Here is a 21997-nt window from a genome sequence, read left to right as displayed (position 1 = left end):
GTGCACGGACCATCGGCCAGCACCTGACCACGCTCCACCCGCTGACCCTCATCCACAATCGGACGCTGGTTGGAACACGTGCCCTGATTCGACCGAGCGAACTTGCGCATCCGATAACTGCGCCGGGTTCCGTCGTCGGCCATCACGGTGACGTAGTCGGCGGAAACCTCTTCCACCACACCGGCCTTCTCGCTGACGACCACATCTCCGGCATCGATCGCCGCGCGCAACTCCATACCGGTACCGACCAGGGGCGCTTCCGATCGGATCAGCGGAACGGCCTGCTTCTGCATGTTCGCGCCCATGAGGGCGCGGTTGGCGTCGTCGTGCTCGAGGAACGGGATCATGGCCGTCGCGACCGACACCATCTGACGCGGCGAAACGTCCATATAGTCGATATCGGCGGAGGCGACGAGCTCTACCTCGGAGTTCTTGCGGCGCACCGGGATGCGCGCGTTGACGAACCGTCCGCCGGCGTCGAGCGGCTCGTTCGCCTGCGCCACGACGTGCAGGTCTTCCTGGTCCGCGGTGAGATAGTCGATCTCGTCGGTGACGCGGCCGTCGACCACTTTCCGGTACGGGGTCTCGATGAAGCCGAACGGATTGACTCGCGCGTACACCGACATGTAACCGATCAGGCCGATGTTCGGGCCTTCCGGGGTCTCGATCGGGCACATGCGGCCGTAATGGCTGTAGTGCACATCGCGGACTTCGAGGCTGGCGCGCTCCCGGGACAGACCACCGGGACCGAGCGCGGACAGGCGGCGTTTCTGGGTCAGGCTCGCCAGCGGATTGCGCTCGTCCAGGAACACCGACAGTTGCGAGGTTCCGAAGAACTCCTTGAGCACCGCGACGACCGGGCGGATGTTCATCAGCGTCTGCGGCGTGATCGCCTCGATGTCCTGAGTGGTCATCCGCTCGCGGACCACACGCTCCATCCGCGACAGCCCCAGCCGGATCTGGGATTGGATCAGCTCGCCGACGGTGCGCAGCCTGCGGTTGCCGAAGTGGTCGATGTCGTCGACCTCCACCCGGACCTCGACGCCACCCGGGGCGGTCATGGTCTTCTCGCCCGCGTGCAGACGCAGCAGGTATTCGATGATCGTGACGATGTCGTCCTCGGTGAGCGCCAGTGAGCCGCCGCCGGTGCGGATGCCGAGTTTCTTGTCGATCTTGTAGCGGCCGACGCGCGCCAGGTCGTAGCGCTTCTCCTTGAAGAACAGGTTCTCCAACAGGTTTTGCGCGGACTCCTTGGTCGGCGGCTCACCCGGACGCAGCTTGCGATGGATATCGAGCAGCGCCTCGTCGGTGCCCGCTGTGCCGTCCTTCTCCAGGGAGGTCATCATCACTTCGGAGAAGCCGAAGCGCTCGACGATCTGCTCACTCGTCCAGCCCAGCGCCTTCAGCAGGACCGTGACCGGCTGGCGGCGCTTGCGGTCGATGCGCACACCCACGGTGTCGCGCTTGTCCACGTCGAACTCCAGCCACGCACCACGCGACGGAATGACCCGCACACTGTGCAGATCCTTCTCCGTGCCCTTGTCGACCGTGTGATCGAAATACACACCCGGCGAACGCACCAACTGCGACACCACGACCCGCTCGGTGCCGTTGATGATGAACGTGCCCTTATCGGTCATCATCGGGAAATCACCCATGAAGACCGTCTGGCTCTTGATCTCACCGGTGTTGTTGTTGATGAACTCCGCCGTCACGAACAACGGAGCCGCATACGTCATGTCCTTGTCTTTGCACTCATCGATCGAGGCCTTGACCTCCTCGAAGCGGGGATCGGACAGCGTCAGCGACATGGTTCCCGCGAAGTCCTCGATCGGGCTGACTTCCGCGAGCAGCTCCGCCAGTCCACCCGCGCCGGATTCCCCGCGCGCGGTCGCCCGTTCGCGCCAGGCGGGCGCGCCGATCAACCATTCGAACGAATCGGTCTGGATTTCCAGCAGGCCCGGAACCTCCAGTGGCTCGCGGATCTTCGCGAACGACAGGCGCTTCGGCGCGCGGGAGACTCCGGCATCGACGGGCGTCGCGGTGTAGACGTCGGTCTGACTCGAGACTGTCAAGATGCGTCCTTCCAGCACCTCGTGACGCCCACACGGTCGCGTGGGCGTCACGGTATCTGCTTGTCCTGTGGTCGGTATTTCTCATGGCGCACCGTGCTGGACAGTGTCCGAACGTGGCTCGACAACAACGGGTGGAAGGCGGCACGCAGATTGTGCCGCTTCCACAGTCAATTCGTATTTCGAGAGTTGGACAGCACGCGACCCGGCGCGACGTCCTAAGTTACACCCGAATTAGACCGATGTCGAGGACATCAAAAAATAGACACATGATTTCTTGTGTCTTCCCGTATTTATAGTGACATCTGGCTACACCGTTCGTCAAGTCTATTAGCGGTAATTCGCCAGGGTTACTCCACCGTGGCCGCTGCGGCCTCTGATGCGGCCGGTTTCCGGGTGGTCCGGACGACCGTCGCCGCGACGACGGCGAAGACCGCGCCGCACCAGAACGCCTGCGCGGGCCGGCCGGTGTGGCCGACGACGACTGCGGCGGCGGCGGGGCCGAGAACCGCGCCGATGTTGAACGCGGTGGTGGCCAACGCACCGGCGATCCGCGGCGCGGCGGGCGCCGCGGCCTGCACGATCGTCGTGATCAGTGTCGATCCCACTCCGAACGCGACCGCCCCGGACGCGGTCGCCATGACCGCCACGCCGAGCAGGGTATGGGCGGTCAGAGCCGCCAGCAGCCACACGGCCACGAGCCCCATCGTTCCGAGCGCGACGATCCTTTCGCGATGACGGTCGCTGTATCGGCCGGTGAGCGTCACGCCGGCGAACGAGCCGAGGCCGAACAAGGCCAGCACGATCGGAGCCCAGCGGGCGCCCGCGTCGGCGAGCCCGGTGGTGACCGAACCGAGGAACGTGAACCCCGCGAAGGTCGCCGCGTTGACCAGGACGGCGACCAGGACGGCGGCGCGGACCGGACGTTCGCCGAGCACGGTCCACTCCCGCAGGAGGGAGGGTTGCGGTGCGATCGGCCGATCATCGGCGCGCAGCGCACCGGGCACCATCGCCCACACCGGGATCACCGCCGCACCGCTGACGATCGCGACGGCCACGAACGCGGCACGCCATCCCCACAGCTGCCCCAGCACAGTGCCGGCCGGAACGCCCGCGATGCAGGCGACGGTCACTCCGGACACCACCACCGAGGTCGCGCGCCCCACCACGCCCGGGCCGACCAAGCCCGGCAGAGCGGCCAGCGCGATCGCCAGGAATCCGGCGTTGGCGACGGCCGCGACGACCCTGGTCATCAGCAGCACGGTGAAATCGCTGGTCGCCGCGCCGACGACATGAGTGACGCAGAAGACCGCCAAGAACGCCGCCACCGAATGCCGGACCGGCAACCTGCCCGCCGCCATCGCCATCAGCGGCGCGCCGAGCACCATGCCCGCCGCGAACAGCGAGGTCAGCAGACCGGCGGCCCCGAGCGAAACCCCGACGTCGGCGGCGATGCGCTCCAACAGGCCGGACACCATGAATTCGGACGTGCCCTGCGCGAACACCGCCACAGCCAGCACGAACACCACAATGGGCATGAAAGGAACTCCCCGGAAGAGAGGGCGCCACGCAGCAGCCAGGACGCCCGAGATGGTCGCGCAATCGGGAGAACCGTCACCCGATGCGGAGAAACCAGCATTGTCCGGCGTCGCGAAATACCCACGGGCCGCATTTCGGCCGGCGGTTGCGCATTCACAACGCCGCCCGGCACGGATGCCGGGCGGCTACCGTCTGGACGCCTCCGGAGAATTCACGACCTCACCATAACAACGCACCCGGACGAGTCCAACGCGATTTTCACCGCCCCCGTAGACGCGCTATGGCGGCGCGGTTCGCGGACGGATCGAGCGTTATGGCCGCCGCCCACACGTGCGCCGCGACGGCGCGCTGGTCGAAGAGGGCTACCCAAGCGTCGGTGGAGTCGCGGGTGTCGCTCACCCAGGTGGGTGTCGGTCCCAGTTCGGGCAGGTGGGTGTAGGTCAGCGACGTGTAGGCGCGTGCTCGGGCATCGAATATGGTTGCCGCGCAGACCCGGTCGGCTGTGGGGCGTTCGCTCAACCGGCCGGCCTGCGCGGCCTGAATCGCGTCTTGGGGGACGTCGTCGGTGAACAGCTCGCCCACCGTCAGGTAGGCGAACCCGAAACCCCATATGCGGCCGGTGAATCTCCGGATCATCCCTTCGGCCGAATCCAGGATGGGGGAGCGTTCGGCATCGGGATCGAGGGTTATAGGGGTGTGTGCCGCGTCGTGCGCGGTGGGGTTCTCGGTGCGGGCGAATCCCCAGAAGTGCACGGTGTCGATATCGGGCGCGTCCGCTCGGCGCTCGGCGAGCATGGCCGCGAGCATGGCGTCGATCGTGGTCCTGGGTGGGTATCGGATGGCGGCACTCGTCGGCTTGCGTGATTCGGGTCGTCGATTTCGGCGCTTGGACATTCGGCTCTCGGTTACCTGTGCGAAGTAGGGGATCAGGCCGTCTCATCCGGCCGGCGCGGGACGGGAAGGTCCGCGGCGCGCGCCCCGTGGGCGGGCAGCAGAACATTCCAGAACTCGGCGCGGACCGCGTCCCACAGCCGGAAGTGGCGCGGGAACCATTCACGGACCTGCGCCAGATCCGGCAGTGCGCGCTCGTCGAAGGCGACGAAACCGTTCTGGCCCAGCGGAACCGGCACCGTGTCGCCGTTGTTGCGCAGCCGGTAGGCGGGCGTGGGGTCGGAGGCGTCGCGGAAGAACACGATCTCGATGCGACTTCCCACCACCCGCCAGGAAGCCTGTACGGCTCCGATCATGGTGCGATGCAAACGGCTCACCCCCGCGCCGCGTCCGGTGGGGCCGCCAACGCCGACAACTGCTCCAGCACCGCTTGGATCGTGTGCACGTCGAGCACATGGTCGGTGTCGCCGCTGTCGTCCTGTGACGGGAACCCGATCCCGCGCGCGGCGGCGCGTTCCCGGTGGCTCACCGCCTGCGGTGTCAGCCGTCCCGTGATCACAAGCGTGCGGTACGCCGCCGCCTTCCACGCGCACCGCTCGATCCGGCAGGTCAGGTGCGCCCGCATCTGCTCGTGTGCCAGCCGGACGTCGGCGCGCGCGCAGATTCCGGGCGGGACGAACAGGCCCTCCGTCACTCCGTGCCGGTGTGATCCGGTGCCGGGAACCGTCGACCGTAGATCATGCGTATTCGGCTCCGGCGCGCGGGAATTCGTGACGAATTCGAGTTCCGTTCCAGGTTGTTCGGTCATGTGCATATGCTGCGAACGTGCTCACGACGGGGAGCTCGAATCGGCCGGTGCCCAGCAATCGGCGCGTACGCGCTGATCGCCTCCCGAGTGGGCGGACATCGATTCTCGCCGTGGGAAAAAGCAGGTCACACCGTGGGATAGCAGGGGAGGACGCAACGGAAATGGTCGGTACCAAGTCGGACTTCAGCCGGACGACGCTGCCGCGTCGCCAGTTGGGACGCGCACTGCGCGACGCGCGTCAGGCCAACGGTTACACCCTCGAGCAGGTAGCCGAAGTCCTGGAGATCAGCCGATCCTCGCTCGGGCGGCTGGAGTTGGGGCAGAACGAGAAGATCAAAGTTCGGGACATCGAGTACATCTGCCAGTACTACGGGCTGCCGGACGAGCGGACCGAGTACTTGAAATCGCTGGCCGAGCACGCGCGTGTGAAACCGTGGTGGGAGGACTTCCGGGATCTGGTGCGGCCCGGGTTCAACACGTATCTGCAATTAGAGGCTGCGGCAACAGATTTGCACTTCTTCCAGACGCTTATCATACCGGGCCTCTTGCAGACTCCCGACTATGCCCGCAGTGTGCGATCCTCTGCATCAAGGGGCTCGTCCGAAGAGGTCGACTGGCTGGTGGAACGGAGAATCCAGCGATCAGCGATACTCACTCGCAAGCACAAGCCGATGCAGGCTGAATTCCTGGTGCATGAGTCGGCTCTGCGTACCGTCGTCGGTTCTACCCGGATCATGTCTTCGCAATATCGTCATCTTGCCGACATGGGTACGCGGGAGAACGTCTCGATCCGGGTAGTTCCCTTCGCTGCTGGCTTCCCGGGCGGGTTGGCGGTCCCGCCGTACATCATCATCGACTTCCCTCATGACGAGCCGTCTGTCGTCTACACCGAAGGTGCCATAGGCACAATGATTTTCGAGGAAGCGGACGATGTGAACCGCTTCCGGGTGATCCACGCAGCCGTCAATGGTGCTGCACTCGACGAGCAACGATCGAGAGATCTGCTCAGGAATATGGCCAGGAGATACGAATAATGAAGGTCGACCTATCCGGAGCGAAGTGGTTCAAGTCTGTCCACAGTGGTGAGGCCGATGCATGCGTGGAAGTCGCGTGGCTCGCGGCTGGCCACGTCGGTGTCCGCGATTCGAAGGACCCGATCGGGCCAGCGCTCGTCTTCACGCCGGACCAATGGGACGCCTTCACGGCCAGCGTCGGCGCGGGCGGGTTCGACCTGGCATTTGATATGTGACCTCGCGGTAGCCGACAGACGGCCTGGACTTCTGCTCCGCAGCCGAAGTCCAGGCCGTATCCATCGCGACGTGAGCGACGTAGCGCTTTACCGGCGCATCCGGTTCAGCGGCGGCTGAGCCAGACCGCTGCCAGCGGGTACGGGGCGATGATCGGAGTTCCGGCGATATTCACCGTTCCGCTCCAAAGCCCCTGCCGCGGGTCGATGTCATGCAGGTCGAGGCCGAGCGGCACGAAGTCGAACGAAACATAGGTCTCGTCCGGGCCGACCGGCGTCTGATGCCCGCTTCGGCTGGAGGCGCCGCAAATCAGCGTCACAGTGCTGCCATCCCCGAAGACTTGCAGGTCGCAGTTCTCGATCGGCGACCCGATCACGTTGGAGGGGCCTCTCCCGATGTGGTAGGTCCCCGGCGGAATGACGCCGTTGCGCGGGAACTCCGGATCGTCGGCGGAGGCGACGGCGGGAGCGATCGAGACTGCGGCGGCAGCCAGCGCGAACCCGGCCACGATCTTGCCGAACTTCATGATTCCAACCCCTTCGAATCTGCGTCGAACTCAGTCCTATGTCCTAGCTTTCGTCCATCTCGTTACTGCCCTGCCACCATAGATCCGTCTCCAAACCCGCACGCCCGACTACGGAGAGCCCTGCCGCCCCCCAGCCCACCGCTGCCCCACGCGCCCGAGATCAGGGCGCCCGCTGACCAGCGCGACCAAAGAGCGCCGGACATGCCGTCTGCTACTGTTGGCGCACTTGAGTCGTCACGGGTCGAGAGGGTGGGGATGAGTCGTCGAATCCTGTTGGCACTGCTCATCGGTGCACTGGCGACCGGAACCGTGGGATGCGAGGACACCACGACCGGATCGCCCACGACGGGGGTCAGCACTACGGCACAGGCTCTGTTCAACCCGTGCACGGGGATCCCCGACGAGGCGCTGCGGGCGGCTGGCGTCGATCCAGCCACAGAAGAGTCCGGCATCGCCGGGGTACACCAGTCTGGCTGGGAAATCTGTAACTGGGATGGACCCAAGTACTTCATCACAGTTTTTTCCACTGGCCGCACGGTTGCGGAGTTCGAGAAAAAGCCAGGAAACGTCGATTTCCAGGACGTCACAGTGGCCGGTCGCACGGGGCGGCAATTCCGGGTCGAGGGCGCTTCGAAGTACCTCGATTGCGATGTGCTGTTTCCGGCTGCACAAGGGGTCGTGCAGCTGAAGGTCTTGAACCGGGCGGGTATGGACGGACTCGAGGATCCTTGCGTAATCCTGCGACGGGTCGGCATCTCGATCGTGCCTGCGCTACCACATTGATCAGGGGGTTCATATGAGCGAGAACAATGCGGACCTGTGGAGTGGGTTGGCGGGCCGAGCCCGAGCCGGAGAGCTGTACCTCGACGACGAGAGCGCTGCTTATCACTGCGCGAAGGCGTGTGACCAGCGTATCGCCGACTTGCAAGAAATGCGGAGGTTTACCGCTGTCGCACAGAGCGTTTCGGGCTTCGGTGACTTTGCCATGGCGGAGAAGCTGGTCGGCAAGTTCCTGAAGCAGGCCAGCGGTGACCCGAATTCGATCGATCAGATCATCCTCGAGCACATCGAGACCGTGAAGAACATGCGTGAGGTCATGGCGATCTCGTTCAAGCGCATCACCGGGCAGGACATCGAGAACGCGACGCAGTTCGCGAACACCACCGAGCAGGTGCGCTGATGGTCAATCCGTTCGAGAGACTGAAAGTTCTGGAACTCGACTACGGGCAGCTCGGTTCGACTGTGCTGCGCAACGTCACCAATTGGATCTCGGGTGAAGAGTTGCAGCCCGAGGTGAATGTGGCCGGGGTGCAGGACAAGTACAACCAGCAGCGTGACGGCGTGCGCAGCCGAGCGGCCGGTGTCGGGTTCCAGGGCGAATTCCGGCCGCGGGAGGTTCTCGACGCCGACGAGTTCGAGCGGCACGATGTCGCGACGCTGCGCGGCAAGGTCGATCAGATCGATCTGAAAGCGGTCACCGATCTGGTAACCGCGTGGAACACCATCGCTGATCGGCACCAAACCTCTCTGGATACCTTCACGAAGGCGATGGCGCGGGCCACCGATGGCAGTGTGTGGCGGGGTGAGTCGCGCAACGCCGCAGCCAGTGCGGTCGCCGACTATGCCGCCCAAGGTGCGCAGGTCTCGAATGCGGCCCGGCTGACGGGCAACAAGCTGTCCGAGTTGCTGACCGGGCTGGAACCGACCAAGCAACTGGTCCCGCACGCGCCGGAGCACCGCAGTGGAATCGGCAACGCCCTCGCCTTCGTCGCCGGACGCGGATGGCGCAACGACGACGTCGCCGAGTACAACGCGAAGACCGAAGCATTGCGGGTGCTGCGAACCGTGTACGCCCCGGTTGTCATGGAATCGGATACCAACGTGCCCGTGATTCCGCGTCCGGCTTCCACCACGAATCCGGGCGGCGCAGACGACGGCACCAGCCCGCGAGGGACGAACAGCGGCAGTCAGAACCCCTCAGGGACTTCGTCGCCCAGCTCGGAGCCTTCCGGCAAGAATCCCACCGAGGATCCGGCGACTCAGTCCAGCGATCAACCCTCGGACATCGCCTCGGAGAAACCGGAGTCGACGGACACCGACCCGGCGTCCACTACGCAGGAATCGACGACCCCGGCGTCCACCACTCCGGCTTCGACAACGCCTGCGTCCACGACGCCTGCGCCGAGCACATCGCCGCACAGTCCTGGCAGCCCGCACCTGAGCACGCCGAGTAATCCCGGAACGCCGGGCGGACCCGGTGTCTCGATGCCGTCCAAAGGCACGCCGAGCAATCCCAACGCCGTCTCGGCCGCAGCCGCACGCACGGGTGCCTCGCCCGGCCGCGTCGGTGCCAGCGGCATGAGCGGAATGGCGCCCGGTGCGCGCGGCGGCAAATCCGATGAGGAATCGACCAAGGGCATCCCGGATTACCTGATCACTCAGGAACACGGCGACGAGCTCACGGGGCTGGACCAGCTGCCGAGGACGGTTCCGCCGGTCATCGGCGACAACCCGCGATAAGGACCTCACCCATGCCCGAGGTGCAGAACTGGCGATTCACCGCGCTCGAATTCCGGACACTGTGGGAGTCCACCGGACGGGATGTGCTGCCGTATCCCTTGCAGCACCAGTACACGACCGAGTTCCGCTCGGAGAGTCTGCGGTTGCGGCAGGCCGCCGCGCAGTCGCTGCGCCCGCGCATCGATGACGAGTTGTTGCGCGCGGTGGAAGTGCTGCTGGCTCCGGAGGCGAGGGTGGAGGTGGCCGGATTCGCCGGTAGACGCCGCGACCGCAGGCTGCGGGCCCATGCGGGGGTGCACTACGAACACGGCGCGATCGCGGTGCAGGAACCAGGACCGGAACCCGGACACGGCGGTGACGTGGTGCTGACGTTGCTGCCCGCCGGTGCGGTGGCGCGAGCTGTGGTCGACGTGTTTCCCGCCTGTGCTCCGGGGAAGGGCAAGCAATTGCAAGCCTCCACCGAGGAGTTGGCGCGGCCGAGACCGCCGGTCCGGGACGCGTGGCGGCCGACGCCACGGGAGGAGTTCGAGCGGTTCTTCACCCGCGCCATGACCTTGATCGGGCACGTCGGCGTCTACGCGATGGGCAGCGTCGACAACCGGCATACGCACGGCCGCAAGGATTTCCAGCTCAACGACGTCGAGAACGACGGTCGCTACGTCACCTTCGGCACCGACCTGCTGACGATCAAACCCACCACCCCTGAGCGCATCGCCGCCACCTTGCAACAGATGATCGTCAGAACCGTCAAGGAAGTGCGCGGCGGCGTCCACCTACCGTATTGACCGGAGTGGCCGGGCAGGTCATCTACTATTGCGGCATGCCCGAGCGGCCCGACCTTCCCGAGTACATGATCTGGGAGGAGTTGGAGCGACTCCCCGAGGAGATCGCGAGTCAGATCGAGTTGTGGAACGGTCGCGTGGTCTGGGTTCGCCGCGGTCCCTCCGAACATCAAACGTTCACCAATTTGATGTGGAGCGCCTTGCGCCGCTGTGCCGGGCAAGACATGTCCGTGCGCACACAGCATTGCTGGCGTGTCACGACGGAGACGAATGTCTTTCTGGGCCGCAGTGGTAAATCCGATTTCCTTACTCCCGACTTTCTCGCGCACAGGTGTCTCGAAACCCCGTACCAGGATGTCCGTGGCGGCGACGTCTCGCTGGTCGGGGAGGTTTTGTCGCCGTCCGACACCCAGGCTGATATCGAGGCGAAGAAGGTTCGATACGCGAGCGCCGGAATTCCGTGTGACTCTGGCTCGCGAAGCGAGCGCTATCGCCATTGTGCGTGCCTACGCGGTCGAGACCGGGCATGCTCAGCTTCCGGAGGGGGTTCATCCGCTCCACGCGTCCAACTACCTCATGGTCGGCGAATGGACACCCGGTGATTCGGGCGGCATCGAGATCGACTTCCCGTTCCCGATCGCCATTCCCTGGTCCGAACTCGAATTCTGAACCAGATGGGGGCAGGTGGCCTGCGGTCGGAACGAAGTCGGCACCCGCGGTCCTGAATCGGGTCGGAGAGTCGATCACTGCAGCGTCGCACGACGACACCGAACGTCCGCCCGTCTTCTCGGTGCAGGCCGGGACCCGGATCAACCCGGGCGACGAGCGGACGTTCGGTGGTGGGGGTCGGCTCCGCCGGAGGGGGGACGGCGGATGCGACGCCCGTGTCCCGCGGGGTCCGGACCGCGGGACAGGCTGCGATGGTCAGACGTTCGCGTAGGCCAGCGAGGGGACGCGCTGGATGGCGAACGAGGACCGCAGGTAGAACCACCAGGTGACGGCGGCCATCACCAGGAACGCGCCGGCGTAGGCCCAGAACGCGGGAGCCATGCTGTGCAGGTGGGTGTTGGACAACCGCAGCGCCTGCTGCAACAGCCAGCCACCGGAGGCGCCGACCGCGCCGATGACGCCGATCGCTGCGCCGGCTTGGCGTTTGGCGGAGACGGCGGCTTCGGCGATGTCGATGCCGTGCTCGGCGGCGTACTTCTTGGACTCGGCGCTGAAGATGGTCGGGATCATCCGGTAGGTCGAGCCGTTGCCGATGCCGGTGAGCACGAACAGCAGCAGGAACGCGACCAGATACAGCGGGAAGCTCTTCAGTTCCAGCGCGGCCATGATCAGCGCGACCGCGATCGCCATGCCGCCGAACACGTACAGGGTGATCTTCGCGCCGCCGACCTTGTCCGACACCCAGCCGCCGAACGGCCTGCTGAACGACCCGACCAGCGCGCCCAGGAACGCCAGGTTGCCGAGCGTGGTGATCCAGCCGATCTTGGCCAAGTCGGGGAAGTTGGCCTTGATCAGGGTCGGGAAGGCGAAGGAAAAGCCGATGAACGAGCCGAAGGTGCCGATGTAGAGGATCGCCATCACCCAGGTGTGCCGGTTGGTGAGCGCGAGCCGGTAGGACTTCCCGTCGGACTTGGCGGTGGCGATGCTGTCCATGTAGCGCAGCGCGCCGAACGCGGCGGCCAGGATGAACGGCACCCAGACCAGCACCGACAGTGTGATGCCGAAGCGATAGCCGCCCGGGTCCTTGGCCATGATGTGGGTGCCGAGGGTGATCACCAGCGGCAGGATCAGCTGGGTCTGGGCGACGCCGAGGTTGCCGCCCGCCGCGTTGATGCCAAGGGCCGCACCCTTCTTGCCCTCCGGGAAGAAGAAGTTGATGTTGGCCATCGAGGAGGAGAAGTTGCCGCCGCCGACGCCCGCGAGCGCCGCGAGCACCAGGAACACCCACATCGGGGTGCCCGGCTGGTTGACGAAGTAGGCCAGGCCGAGCGTGGGCAGCAGCAGCATTCCCGCACTGAACACCGTGAACGCCCGCCCGCCGAACCGGGGAATGGCGAAGGTGTACGGAATGCGCAGCGCGGCGCCGACCAAGGTGGGGGTCGAGGTCAGCAGTAGCGCGTTGCTCACCGCGGTGGGGTTGCCCTTGCCGAGACCGGCGAGGAAGTCGAATCCGGCGGCGCCCATGCTGGTCACCACGGTGCCCCAGATGACCCAGATGCTGAAGCCGAGATTCTCGGCGAACACGGAGAAGATGAGGTTCTTGCGCGCGGTCTTCGCGCCGCCGGAGGCCCAGAACGTCGGATTGTCCGGATCCCAGTGGTCGAGCCAGCGTCCACGTTTCTGATATTCGAAAGTCGTTGTCTGCGACTGCTGGCCGGTGGCTGCTACGGCGGTCATCGGCTTCCTCTCGATTCGGCTCGACCGGCCCTCATCGCGGCGCAGTGCCGCCGGCGGCTGTCGAGTGCCTAGCTACGGTCGAGACAAAGGTATGAGCCGCGTGTTGCGTCCCCGTGGCCCTCGATGACGTTCCCGGCAATTCCGACTCACATCACGCGGCCGGTAATGGTGACCACTCGGTTACCTGACGCGTTTATCGCGCGTCGGGATATTCCGCGATGAGCGAATTGAGGAAGCAGCGGGTCGCGGAGGCGGCCCGTTCGGGATCGCCGTCGATGACAGCGTGCACCAGCGCGGCGTGCTCGTCGGTGTAGGAGTCGTCGGACTTGGCCGTGCGCGCGCGGATGACCTGTTCGATGATCGGCAGCAGCGAATCGTAGAACTCGAGGTACACGGCGTTGTGGCTGGCGACGACGATCGCGCGGTGCAGTTGGACGTCGGCCTCGATCGCGGCGGTGGGGTCCTCGTCCCATTTCTTGTCGCGTTCGGCCAGCAGGCGCTGGAGGTTCGCGATGTCGGTGTCGTCGCGGCGGCGCGCGGCCAGGCCCGCTGCGGTGACGTCCAGCGCGAGGCGCAGCTCCAGCACGTCGCGTTCCTCCGCGTCGGCGAAATATTTGCCGAGCGTTCCGCCGAGGTCCGATGCGGCGATGACGTACGTTCCAGAGCCTTGGCGACGCTCCAGCATGCCGGCGTGCACGAGGGCCTGCACGGCCTCGCGCACGGTGTTGCGGCCGGTGCCGGTGAGCTCGGTGAGCTCCGGCTCGGTCGGGATGCGGGAGCCGATCGGCCAACGGCCGGAACGGATTTCGGCACGCAGCTGTTCGGTGACCTGGGCGATGAGGCTGGTGCGCCGGACGGGTTGCACCTCGACAGAGTACCGCCCATCACAAATCGTTGCCGCTCTTCATCCGGTCATCCTATGATTTCTCGGTGACTGCGACCCTTCCGGAAACCGAGACTCGCCAGGAAACCGTCCTGGTCGAGCGCCGTCGACGTGCGCTGACCGAGGGCCGGGTGCTGGTCCTGGCCGCCATCGTGATGTCGGCGCTCACGCTGCGCGTCGCCGTCACCGCGTTCAGCCCGCTTGCCGAGCGGATCGGCTCCGAGATCGGTTACGGCGCCGCCGTTGTCGGCGTCTTCGGGATGCTGCCCACCGCCATGTTCGCGCTGTCGGGGCTGCTCACCCCGGTTCTCGCGGTCCGGCTCGGACTGGAGCGCACCGCGCTGACGGCCATGCTGATGGCGGGCGCGGGCATGTCGATCCGGGTGCTGATGTCGGGCACCGCCGAACTGCTGATCTTCTCCGCCCTGGCCCTCGCGGGCATGGGCATCGGCAACGTGGTGATCCCGCCGCTGGTGAAGCGGTACTTCCCGGATCGCCTCGCCGTGATCAGCTCGCTGTACATCGTGATGGTGCAACTCGGCACGGTGGTGCCCGCCTTCACCGCCGTCCCGGTCGCGGACGCGCACGGCTGGCGCGTTTCGCTCGGCGTGTGGGGCCTGCTGGGGTTCGCCGCGGCGGTGCCGTGGCTGGCGGTGCTGCGCGGCCGGCGCGGACACGACGGCGCCGACCGCACGGCGGTGCCCGAGCAGCCGCCGCACAACGGGCGGGTGTGGCGCTCGCCGATCGCATGGGGCATGGCCGGCATGTTCGGCATGACCTCGCTCACCACCTACGCGATGTTCACCTGGTTGCCGAAGATCCTGAGCGAAGCGGGCGCGAGCGCCGCGTACGGCGGAGCCATGGTCGGGCTGTTCGCCGTGGTGGGCCTGGTCGCCGCACTCTCCGCGCCGACGGTGGTGGCCCGGTTCCGCAATCCGTTCCCCGTCGTGGTCGGTTGCGCGGCGCTGTTCTTCATCGCGTTCGCCGGTCTGCTGATCGCGCCGATGGCCGCGCCGATCCTGTGGGTGGTCGTGCTCGGTCTCGGGCCCAGCACGTTCCCGATGGCGCTCACGCTGATCAATCTGCGCACCCGCACCCCTGCCGGGTCGGCCGCGCTGTCGGGCTTCACCCAGGGCGTCGGCTACGCGGTGGCCTGCGTGGGTCCGCTGCTGTTCGGCGTGCTGCACACGACGACGGGCGGCTGGCTCGTCCCGTTCGCCATGCTGGGCGTGGCCGTGCTGGTGCTGCTCGCGGGCGCGTGGCAGGCGTGCAAGCCGCGCGTGCTCGAAGACACCTGGAATTGACGCGCGCCGCCGCGGGCCGGAAATCTCACAGTTCCGGTTGCGCGGCTGTGCGAACAGGTCCAGGATTGGCGCATTCGATTTACGCGACGTAGCGCGCGTCACACCTCACCGGCCGTCGAATTCGAGATCGGCCTATTTGTGACGGACGGAAACCGTTGTGTCACATGCCTGAAACATTCGCTCGAAACTCACCTCGGATCACCGGTAATCGTGAGCAACCGTTGATTTGACGGTCATTTCGCGCAGCATTTCGGCAATACCCATTTCCTACCGTGGGGCCAACCGACTTTGGGAGGCCCCGTTGAGCACGCTGACGCGTAACCGTCTGGAAGCGCTGGGACGGACGAAGATCCGCAGGCCGCGCCTCGAGCATTGGGATGCCGAGGACGTCACCGCTTGGGAAGCGGGCGGCAAGGACATCGCCCGCCGCAACCTGATCTGGTCGGTCTTCGCCGAGCACGTCGGATTCTCGGTGTGGTCGATCTGGTCGGTGATGGTGCTGTTCATGCCGACCGACAAGTTCGGCATCGACCCGGCGGGCAAGTTCTTCCTGGTCGCCATGCCGACCCTGGTGGGCGCGTTCCTGCGGATTCCCTACACCGTGGCGACCGCGCGGTTCGGCGGCCGCAACTGGACCGTGTTCAGCGCGGTGATGCTGCTGATTCCGACGCTGCTCACGCTGTACTTCGTCAACCAGCCCGGCACCTCGTACACGACGTTCCTCGTGATCGCCGCGTTCGCCGGCTTCGGCGGCGGCAACTTCGCCTCCTCGATGACCAACATCAACGCGTTCTACCCGCAGCGGCTCAAGGGCTGGGCGCTCGGCCTGAACGCGGGCGGCGGCAACATCGGCGTTCCGGTGATCCAGCTGATCGGCCTGCTGGTCATCGCGACCCTCGGCAACGGCTACGCCTCACTGATCTGCGCGGTGTACCTGGTGCTGATCGCGGTCGCCGGCGTGGGCGCCGCGCTGTTCATGGACAACCTGCCCAACCAGAAGGCCGATCTCTCCTACATGCTCACCGCGCTGAAGGTGCCGCAGTCCTGGGCGATCGCGTTCCTCTACATCGGCACCTTCGGCTCGTTCATCGGCTACAGCTTCGCCTTCGGCCAGATCCTGCAGATCAGCTTCCGCGCCGGCGGCGACAGCGTCGCGCAGGCCACGCTGCACGCAGCGCAGATCGCGTTCATCGGCCCGCTGCTCGGCTCGCTGGCCCGCCCGTACGGCGGCAAGTGGGCCGACCGCATCGGCGGCAGCCGGGTGACCCTCTACGTCTTCGGCGCGATGATGGCGGCGGCGGTGCTGGTCACCGTGGCCAGCACGCTGGCCGACAACAACAACGGCGTGGCCGGCGGCGGTGTGATGACCGCGCTCGTCATCGGCTTCATCGCCCTGTTCGTGCTCTCCGGCATCGGCAACGGGTCGGTCACCAAGATCATCCCGTCGGTGTTCGAGGCGAAGTCCAAGAGCCTGGACGCCACGCCCGCCCAGCAGGCGGCCTGGTCGCAGAACACCTCCGGCGCGCTGATCGGTTTCGTCGGCGCCATCGGCGCACTCGGCGGCGTCGGCATCAACCTGGTGCTGCGCTCCTCCTACGCGTCCACCAAGTCGGCGACCACCGCGTTCTGGGTGTTCATGGCCTTCTACGTGGTGTGCGCCCTGGTGGTCTGGGCGGTGTTCCTGCGCCGTCCCGGTCTGCGCGCCCTGCCCGCAGATTCCGAGGTGGTGGCCGAAGCCGAGACCTTCGTCCTCGAAGCCGAGGCCAGCCAGTCCCAGTCCCCGTCCGCCGGCTCGGCCCGCGCCTGACACCCGATCCAGTCCAGGAGGACCAACAGATGAACCCCACAGTCGCTCGCAAGACCGCGGTGGTCGTCGGCCACGGAATGGTCGGGCACCGGTTCGTCGAGGCGCTGCGCTCGCGCGACACCGAAGGCCAGTGGCAGGTGATCATCCTCAGCGAGGAGCAGCTGCCCGCCTACGACCGCGTCGGCCTGTCGTCCTACGTCGGCGCCTGGGACCCCAAGGCGCTGGCGCTGCCCGGCAACGAGTACGCCGGTGACGAGCTGGTCGAGCTGCGGCTGGGCCAGAGCGCCGAGTCGATCGACCGGGCGGCGCGCAAGGTGACCACGTCCTCGGGCGACATCCTCGCCTACGACGCGCTGGTGCTGGCCACCGGCTCCTACCCGTTCGTTCCGCCGGTGCCCGGTCACGACCGGCCGGAATGCTTCGTCTATCGCACCATCGACGACCTCGACGGCATCCGCGCGGCCGCCGAAGCCGCCGGTCCGGGCGCGGCGGGCGTGGTGGTCGGCGGCGGCCTGCTCGGCCTGGAGGCCGCGAACGCGCTGCGGCTGCTCGGGCTCACCCCGCACGTGGTCGAGTACAACACCAGGCTGATGCCCGCCCAGGTCGACGAGGGCGGCGGCGCCATCCTGGAGCGCCTGGTCACCGACCTCGGCCTGCACGTGCACACCGGTGTCGGCACCTCCTCGATCGAGGCCGCGGGCGACGGCGTGAAGGTCACCCTCTCCGACGAGAGCGTGATCGAGGCCGGGCTGGTGGTGTTCTCCGCCGGTGTCCGCCCGCGCGACCAGATCGGCCGCGACGCGGGACTGGAGATCGCTCCGCGCGGCGGCATCGTCACCGATCTGGGCCTGCAGACCTCCGATCCGAACATCTGGGCCATCGGCGAATGCGCCGCCGTGGAGGGCGTGTGCTACGGCCTGGTCGCCCCGGGTTACAGCACCGCGGAGATCGTGGCCGACCGCCTGCTCGGCGGCGCGGGCGAGTTCCCCGGCGCGGACATGTCCACCAAGCTGAAGCTGCTGGGTGTCGACGTGGCCAGCTTCGGTGACGCGCACGGCGTCACCGAGGGCGCGCTGTCGGTCGTGCTGCACGACGCGGCCAAGGGCACCTACGCCAAGCTGGTCGTCTCCGATGACGCGAAGACGCTGCTCGGCGGCATCCTGGTCGGCGACGCCACCGCCTACTCGGCGCTGCGCCCGCTGGTCGGCCGCCCGCTGCCCGCCGAACCGGCCGCGCTGATCTCGCCCGCGGGCGCCGAACTCGGCGCCGACGCGCTGCCCGACGACGCGCAGATCTGCTCGTGCAACAACGTGTCCAAGGGCGCGATCTGCGGGGCGATCGCCGAAGGCGCGTGCGACATCCCGGCCATCAAGAGCTGCACCAGCGCCGGAACTTCGTGCGGTGGTTGCGTGCCCATGCTCAAGAAGCTGCTCGAGCAGTCCGGCGTGGAGATGTCCAAGGCGCTGTGCGAGCACTTCGAGCAGTCGCGCGCCGAGCTGTTCCAGATCGTCCAGGTCACCGGCATCCGCACCTTCTCCGGCCTGATCGCCAAGTACGGCAAGGGCACCGGCTGCGACATCTGCAAGCCGACCGTGGCGTCCATCCTCGCCTCCACCTCGAGCGACCACATCCTCGACGGCGAGCAGGCGGCGCTGCAGGACACCAACGACCACTTCCTGGCCAACCTGCAGAAGAACGGCACCTACTCGGTGGTGCCGAGGATGCCGGGCGGTGAGGTCACCGCCGAGCAGCTGATCACCATCGGCGAGGTGGCCAAGGAATTCGGCCTGTACGTGAAGGTCACCGGCGGTCAGCGCATCGACCTGTTCGGCGCGCGCGTCGAACAGCTGCCGCTGATCTGGAAGCGACTGGTCGACGCGGGCATGGAATCCGGTCACGCGTACGGCAAGTCGCTGCGCACCGTGAAGAGCTGCGTCGGCTCCACCTGGTGCCGCTACGGCCAGCAGGACTCGGTCGGCATGGCCGTGCTGCTGGAGAAGCGTTACCGCGGACTGCGTTCGCCGCACAAGCTGAAGCTGGCCGTCTCCGGGTGCGCCCGCGAATGCGCCGAGGCGCGCGGCAAGGACGTCGGCGTGATCGCCACCGAGAACGGCTGGAACCTCTACGTCGGCGGCAACGGCGGTCTCACCCCGAAGCACGCCGTGCTGCTGGCCGGTGAACTCGACGACGAGACGCTGATCAAGTACATCGACCGGTATCTGATGTTCTACATCCGCACCGCCGACCGTTTGCAGCGCACCGCGCCCTGGCAGGAGGCGCTGGAAGGCGGGATGGATTACCTCAAGCAGGTGATCTGCGAGGACAGCCTCGGCATCGCCGAGGATCTGGAGGCGGCGATGGCCCAGCACGTCGCCGGCTACCGCGACGAGTGGGCCGCGGTGCTGGACGACGAGGAGAAGCTGTCTCGCTTCGTGTCGTTCGTCAACGCCCCGGAGGAGACCGATCCGACGATTTCCTTCGACGAATCCGGGGAGCGGAAAGTTCCCGTCCTGCTCGGACTGCCGGAAGTTCCGGTCGCCACGCAGGGGAAATGACCGCTTAACCGCTTGGAAACAGAACGTCGGTACCAATGAGTAAGGCGTTTGGAGGATGACACCGATGACCGTGATCGATACCCCCGGCATCGCCGCAGCAACCACCACGGGGTGGACGCAGGCTTGCCGTCTCGACTACCTGATCCCCGGCCGCGGCGTTGCGGTGTTGCTGCGAGGCGGCCGGCAGGCCGCGCTTTTCCTGCTGGACAACGGCATGCTGTATGCCGTCGGCAATATCGATCCGATCGGACGGGCGGCGGTCATGTCGCGCGGGATCGTCGGCGATCGCGGCGGGGTGCCCGTCGTGGCCTCGCCGCTGCTGAAGCAGGCCTTCTCCCTGGTCGACGGGCATTGCCTGGACGACGAATCGGCGATGCTGCCGGTGTACGCGGTGCGCGTGGACGACGGCATCGTTTCGATTTCCAACGAGCCGGTCGCCACCGCGCTCGCGTCCTCGGATGGATGAACGCCAATGACAACAGTTGACGCGGGCGCGAGCCTGGCCGGATTCACGGTGGGCATCACGGCCGCCCGCCGGGCGGAGGAATTCGCCACGCTGCTGGAACGCCGGGGCGCGAACATCGTTTCCGCACCGGCCATCCGCATCATCCCGCTGGCCGACGACAACGAACTGGAGCGCGTGACCAGGCAGCTGGTCGCCGATCCGCCGCAGATCACCGTGGCCACCACCGGAATCGGCTTCCGCGGGTGGATGGAGGCGGCCGAGGGCTGGGGCCTCGCCGAAGACCTGCGCGCGACGCTGGGCACCACCCGCATGCTCGCGCGCGGCCCGAAGGCCAAGGGCGCCATCCGCGCCGCGGAACTGCGGGAGGAATGGTCACCCGCCTCCGAGTCGTCTGCCGAGGTGCTGGATCACCTGCTCGCCGAAGGCGTGGAGGGCGTGCGGATCGCCGTGCAGCTGCACGGGGCCACCACCGAGTGGGAGCCGGTGCCCGATTTCTGCGAGGTATTGCGTTGCGCGGGCGCGGATGTCGTGCCGGTGCCGGTGTACCGCTGGGTGCCGCCGGACGACCAGGGGCCGATGGACCACCTGATCGAGGCCATCGTCACCTCCGGCATGGACTGCGTCACCTTCACCAGCGCCCCCGCCGTGGCGTCGATGTTGATGCGCGCCAAGGAAACCGGGCTGCTCGAAGGGCTGCTGTACGCGCTGCGCGGCCGGGTCTTGCCCGCCTGCGTCGGTCCGATCACGGCCGCGCCGCTGGAAGAACTCGGGGTGCCGACCTCGATGCCGGGCCGGGCCAGGCTGGGCGCGCTGGCTCGCCACGTCGCCGAGGAACTGCCCAGGCGGGCCAACCGGATCCACGCCGCGGGCCACATCATCAGCGTGCGCGGCGCGTGCGTGGTGGTCGACGGTCAGGTGCGTCAGCTGGCGCCCGCGCCGATGGCCCTGATGCGCTCGCTGGCCCGCCAGCCCGGCCGGGTCGTCTCGCGCGAGGACCTGCTCGCCGCGCTGCCCGGCGGCGGGGACGACACACACGCGGTGGAGACCGCCATCGCCAGGCTGCGCGCCGGACTCGGCACGCCGAAAGCGATCCAGACCGTGGTCAAACGTGGCTACCGGCTCGCGCTGGACCCGGCGGAATGTATCGACAACAACCCACGGCCCACCGCGACAGGAGGACCGCAGGTGCCCGGCGTCGGAATTCCGACCCGGGCACCTCGGTACATCCAGGCTGCGGGGAGCTGGTGACCGCGCCGGCCCTGGTGCTGGTGGCCCACGGGACCCGCAGCACCAAGGGCGTGCAGATGATCGCGGCGCTCGCCGAGGCCGTGACGAAGGAGCTCGGTGCCGGGATTTCGGGGCCCGGCACCGAGACACCGTGGGTGCGAACGGCCTTCGTGGACGTGCTCGGTCCTTCGCCCTCGGAAGTGCTGCGCGATCTGGTGACCCCGGCCGGGGAATCCGTTCCGGCGGTGGTGGTTCCGGCGTTTCTGGCCTCCGGGTACCACGTCTACCAGGACGTGCCGCGCGAGGTCGCCGAGAGCCGGCATCCCGCGGTGACGGTCACGCCGGCCATGGGGCCGGATCCGGCGCTGGCGCGGATCATGGCGATGCGTCTGTGCGCGGCGGGTTGGCGCCCGGGTGACGCCGTGGTCTTCGCCGCCGCGGGCTCGTCGGACGCCCGCGCCCGGCAGGACGTCCGCCGCGCGGCCGCGCTGCTGGCCGAACGTCTCGGCGCCCCGGTTCGCATCGGCTACGTCGCGACCGGCGCGCCGCGCGTGCCGGACGTCGTCGCGGAACTTCGCGAGGCGGGGGCGGGCCGCGTGTTCGTCGCCTCGTATCTGCTCGCGCACGGCCTGTTCCAGCAGCGCCTGCACGAGTCGGGCGCCGACGGCGTCGCCGGGCCCATCGGCGTACACCCTGCGGTGGTCCGGTTGATCGCCGAGCGCTACCGGGTCGCGGCGGGGGAGCCGGCGCGGGTTCGCTGAGCGTTATCGGGTCGGGTGAGTTAGCTGGTGCCGGTCCGGGATCGCTGTCGGGTCGCGGTGGGGAGTTGGCGGGGCTTCGCTGCGCCTGACGGATAGCCGTGGGGGTGTGGGCGCGGGCTTCGCCACACGCTATCCGGTCCCGGTGAGGACTTGGTGGCCTCGCTGCGCGCGTCGGGTCGCGGTGGGCAGTTGGAGGCTTCGCT

At 67.2% G+C, this 21997-nt stretch carries 21 protein-coding genes and 1 pseudogene; 14 read left to right on the top strand and 8 right to left on the bottom strand.

Annotation, left to right across the window (positions count from 1 at the left end):
- The 5 genes from ACH49X_RS07490 to ACH49X_RS07470 form a co-directional block, all read right to left on the bottom strand.
- A partial coding sequence (locus tag ACH49X_RS07490; protein ID WP_357208446.1) for a DNA-directed RNA polymerase subunit beta occupies window positions 1-2093 on the bottom strand: 2093 nt, incomplete at its 3' end.
- 329 nt (window positions 2094-2422) lie between these two features.
- A complete protein-coding gene (locus ACH49X_RS07485; protein ID WP_357208434.1) occupies window positions 2423-3610 on the bottom strand; it encodes a Cmx/CmrA family chloramphenicol efflux MFS transporter in 1188 nt (395 codons plus the stop codon).
- Window positions 3611-3869: 259 nt separating this feature from the next.
- Window positions 3870-4418, bottom strand: a complete 549-nt coding sequence (locus ACH49X_RS07480; RefSeq protein ID WP_357111356.1) for a hypothetical protein — start codon at window positions 4416-4418, stop codon at window positions 3870-3872.
- A gap of 119 nt (window positions 4419-4537) precedes the next feature.
- Window positions 4538-4858 carry a hypothetical protein gene (locus ACH49X_RS07475; protein WP_357111359.1) on the bottom strand — a complete coding sequence of 107 codons (321 nt, stop codon included), beginning with the start codon at window positions 4856-4858 and terminating at the stop codon, window positions 4538-4540.
- A gap of 17 nt (window positions 4859-4875) precedes the next feature.
- Window positions 4876-5310 carry a hypothetical protein gene (locus tag ACH49X_RS07470; protein WP_195081993.1) on the bottom strand — a complete coding sequence of 145 codons (435 nt, stop codon included), beginning with the start codon at window positions 5308-5310 and terminating at the stop codon, window positions 4876-4878.
- 161 nt (window positions 5311-5471) lie between these two features.
- Between ACH49X_RS07470 and ACH49X_RS07465 the strand changes: the two genes are divergently transcribed.
- Window positions 5472-6344, top strand: a complete 873-nt coding sequence (locus ACH49X_RS07465) for a helix-turn-helix transcriptional regulator (protein ID WP_195081992.1) — start codon at window positions 5472-5474, stop codon at window positions 6342-6344.
- Window positions 6344-6559 (top strand): DUF397 domain-containing protein, encoded by a 216-nt coding sequence (locus ACH49X_RS07460; protein WP_357111363.1) that lies wholly within the window; start codon window positions 6344-6346, stop codon window positions 6557-6559. The genes ACH49X_RS07465 and ACH49X_RS07460 overlap by 1 nt, the downstream gene beginning before the upstream one ends.
- Window positions 6560-6663: 104 nt before the next feature.
- On the opposite strand, the gene ACH49X_RS07455 is transcribed toward ACH49X_RS07460, so the two are convergent.
- Entirely contained in the window at window positions 6664-7083 is a 420-nt protein-coding gene (locus ACH49X_RS07455) for a hypothetical protein (protein WP_195081990.1), read from the bottom strand.
- A gap of 255 nt (window positions 7084-7338) precedes the next feature.
- Here ACH49X_RS07455 and ACH49X_RS07450 point away from each other — a divergent pair, with 255 nt between their 5' ends.
- From ACH49X_RS07450 to ACH49X_RS07425, 6 genes and pseudogenes are all read left to right on the top strand, one after another.
- Entirely contained in the window at window positions 7339-7866 is a 528-nt protein-coding gene (locus ACH49X_RS07450) for a DUF3558 domain-containing protein (protein WP_357208431.1), read from the top strand.
- 13 nt (window positions 7867-7879) lie between these two features.
- Complete coding sequence (locus ACH49X_RS07445) at window positions 7880-8263, top strand: hypothetical protein (protein ID WP_357208429.1); 384 nt, start codon at window positions 7880-7882, stop codon at window positions 8261-8263.
- The gene (locus ACH49X_RS07440; RefSeq protein ID WP_357208426.1) at window positions 8263-9603 is read left to right on the top strand and encodes a hypothetical protein; all 1341 of its coding nucleotides are present in this window, start codon (window positions 8263-8265) and stop codon (window positions 9601-9603) included. Before ACH49X_RS07445 ends, ACH49X_RS07440 begins: the two co-directional genes overlap by 1 nt.
- A gap of 11 nt (window positions 9604-9614) precedes the next feature.
- Window positions 9615-10388, top strand: coding sequence for an ESX secretion-associated protein EspG (locus tag ACH49X_RS07435; protein ID WP_357208423.1), 774 nt, complete (start codon window positions 9615-9617; stop codon window positions 10386-10388).
- A gap of 35 nt (window positions 10389-10423) precedes the next feature.
- A pseudogene (locus tag ACH49X_RS07430) lies at window positions 10424-10786 on the top strand (Uma2 family endonuclease); the annotation flags it as partial.
- A gap of 61 nt (window positions 10787-10847) precedes the next feature.
- Window positions 10848-11054, top strand: a complete 207-nt coding sequence (locus ACH49X_RS07425; RefSeq protein WP_357111477.1) for a hypothetical protein — start codon at window positions 10848-10850, stop codon at window positions 11052-11054.
- A gap of 255 nt (window positions 11055-11309) precedes the next feature.
- Here ACH49X_RS07425 and ACH49X_RS07420 read toward each other — a convergent pair whose 3' ends face one another.
- Window positions 11310-12791 (bottom strand): MFS transporter, encoded by a 1482-nt coding sequence (locus ACH49X_RS07420; RefSeq protein ID WP_195081985.1) that lies wholly within the window; start codon window positions 12789-12791, stop codon window positions 11310-11312.
- A 193-nt stretch (window positions 12792-12984) separates the two neighbouring features.
- Complete coding sequence (locus tag ACH49X_RS07415; RefSeq protein ID WP_195081984.1) at window positions 12985-13656, bottom strand: FadR/GntR family transcriptional regulator; 672 nt, start codon at window positions 13654-13656, stop codon at window positions 12985-12987.
- Between the two features lie 65 nt (window positions 13657-13721).
- Between ACH49X_RS07415 and ACH49X_RS07410 the strand changes: the two genes are divergently transcribed.
- From ACH49X_RS07410 to ACH49X_RS07385, 6 genes are all read left to right on the top strand, one after another.
- A complete protein-coding gene (locus ACH49X_RS07410) occupies window positions 13722-14978 on the top strand; it encodes an MFS transporter (protein ID WP_397069122.1) in 1257 nt (418 codons plus the stop codon).
- A gap of 310 nt (window positions 14979-15288) precedes the next feature.
- Window positions 15289-16785: a nitrate/nitrite transporter gene (locus tag ACH49X_RS07405; protein ID WP_323124403.1), complete on the top strand. Its 1497-nt coding sequence runs from the start codon at window positions 15289-15291 to the stop codon at window positions 16783-16785.
- Window positions 16786-16814: 29 nt separating this feature from the next.
- On the top strand, window positions 16815-19340 hold the full coding sequence (nirB, locus tag ACH49X_RS07400) for a nitrite reductase large subunit NirB (protein WP_357111380.1): 2526 nt from the start codon (window positions 16815-16817) through the stop codon (window positions 19338-19340).
- A 64-nt stretch (window positions 19341-19404) separates the two neighbouring features.
- Window positions 19405-19806: a nitrite reductase small subunit NirD gene (nirD, locus tag ACH49X_RS07395; protein ID WP_067810636.1), complete on the top strand. Its 402-nt coding sequence runs from the start codon at window positions 19405-19407 to the stop codon at window positions 19804-19806.
- Window positions 19807-19812: 6 nt separating this feature from the next.
- Window positions 19813-21054 (top strand): uroporphyrinogen-III synthase, encoded by a 1242-nt coding sequence (locus tag ACH49X_RS07390; RefSeq protein WP_067810634.1) that lies wholly within the window; start codon window positions 19813-19815, stop codon window positions 21052-21054.
- Window positions 21051-21794, top strand: coding sequence for a sirohydrochlorin chelatase (locus ACH49X_RS07385; RefSeq protein ID WP_195081982.1), 744 nt, complete (start codon window positions 21051-21053; stop codon window positions 21792-21794). The genes ACH49X_RS07390 and ACH49X_RS07385 overlap by 4 nt, the downstream gene beginning before the upstream one ends.
- Window positions 21795-21997 lie beyond the last annotated feature (203 nt).

Origin of the sequence: Nocardia sp. NPDC019323 (genome assembly GCF_044389845.1) — a bacterium.
Classification (GTDB): domain Bacteria; phylum Actinomycetota; class Actinomycetes; order Mycobacteriales; family Mycobacteriaceae; genus Nocardia; species Nocardia implantans.
Note: the sequence above shows the minus strand (reverse complement) of the source record. Positions and strands in the feature narration are given on the sequence as shown.

Coding starts and splice junctions, on each gene's coding strand:
- ACH49X_RS07460 (WP_357111363.1), top strand. CDS start 6,344: ATGAAGGTCGACCTATCCGGAGCGAAGTGGTTCAAGTCTGTCCACAGT.
- ACH49X_RS07440 (WP_357208426.1), top strand. CDS start 8,263: ATGGTCAATCCGTTCGAGAGACTGAAAGTTCTGGAACTCGACTACGGG.
- ACH49X_RS07445 (WP_357208429.1), top strand. CDS start 7,880: ATGAGCGAGAACAATGCGGACCTGTGGAGTGGGTTGGCGGGCCGAGCC.
- ACH49X_RS07480 (WP_357111356.1), bottom strand. CDS start 4,418: ATGCTCGCGGCCATGCTCGCCGAGCGCCGAGCGGACGCGCCCGATATC.
- ACH49X_RS07485 (WP_357208434.1), bottom strand. CDS start 3,610: ATGCCCATTGTGGTGTTCGTGCTGGCTGTGGCGGTGTTCGCGCAGGGC.
- ACH49X_RS07455 (WP_195081990.1), bottom strand. CDS start 7,083: ATGAAGTTCGGCAAGATCGTGGCCGGGTTCGCGCTGGCTGCCGCCGCA.
- ACH49X_RS07450 (WP_357208431.1), top strand. CDS start 7,339: ATGAGTCGTCGAATCCTGTTGGCACTGCTCATCGGTGCACTGGCGACC.
- nirB (WP_357111380.1), top strand. CDS start 16,815: ATGAACCCCACAGTCGCTCGCAAGACCGCGGTGGTCGTCGGCCACGGA.
- ACH49X_RS07465 (WP_195081992.1), top strand. CDS start 5,472: ATGGTCGGTACCAAGTCGGACTTCAGCCGGACGACGCTGCCGCGTCGC.
- ACH49X_RS07420 (WP_195081985.1), bottom strand. CDS start 12,791: ATGACCGCCGTAGCAGCCACCGGCCAGCAGTCGCAGACAACGACTTTC.
- ACH49X_RS07435 (WP_357208423.1), top strand. CDS start 9,615: ATGCCCGAGGTGCAGAACTGGCGATTCACCGCGCTCGAATTCCGGACA.
- ACH49X_RS07390 (WP_067810634.1), top strand. CDS start 19,813: ATGACAACAGTTGACGCGGGCGCGAGCCTGGCCGGATTCACGGTGGGC.
- ACH49X_RS07470 (WP_195081993.1), bottom strand. CDS start 5,310: ATGACCGAACAACCTGGAACGGAACTCGAATTCGTCACGAATTCCCGC.
- nirD (WP_067810636.1), top strand. CDS start 19,405: ATGACCGTGATCGATACCCCCGGCATCGCCGCAGCAACCACCACGGGG.
- ACH49X_RS07475 (WP_357111359.1), bottom strand. CDS start 4,858: ATGATCGGAGCCGTACAGGCTTCCTGGCGGGTGGTGGGAAGTCGCATC.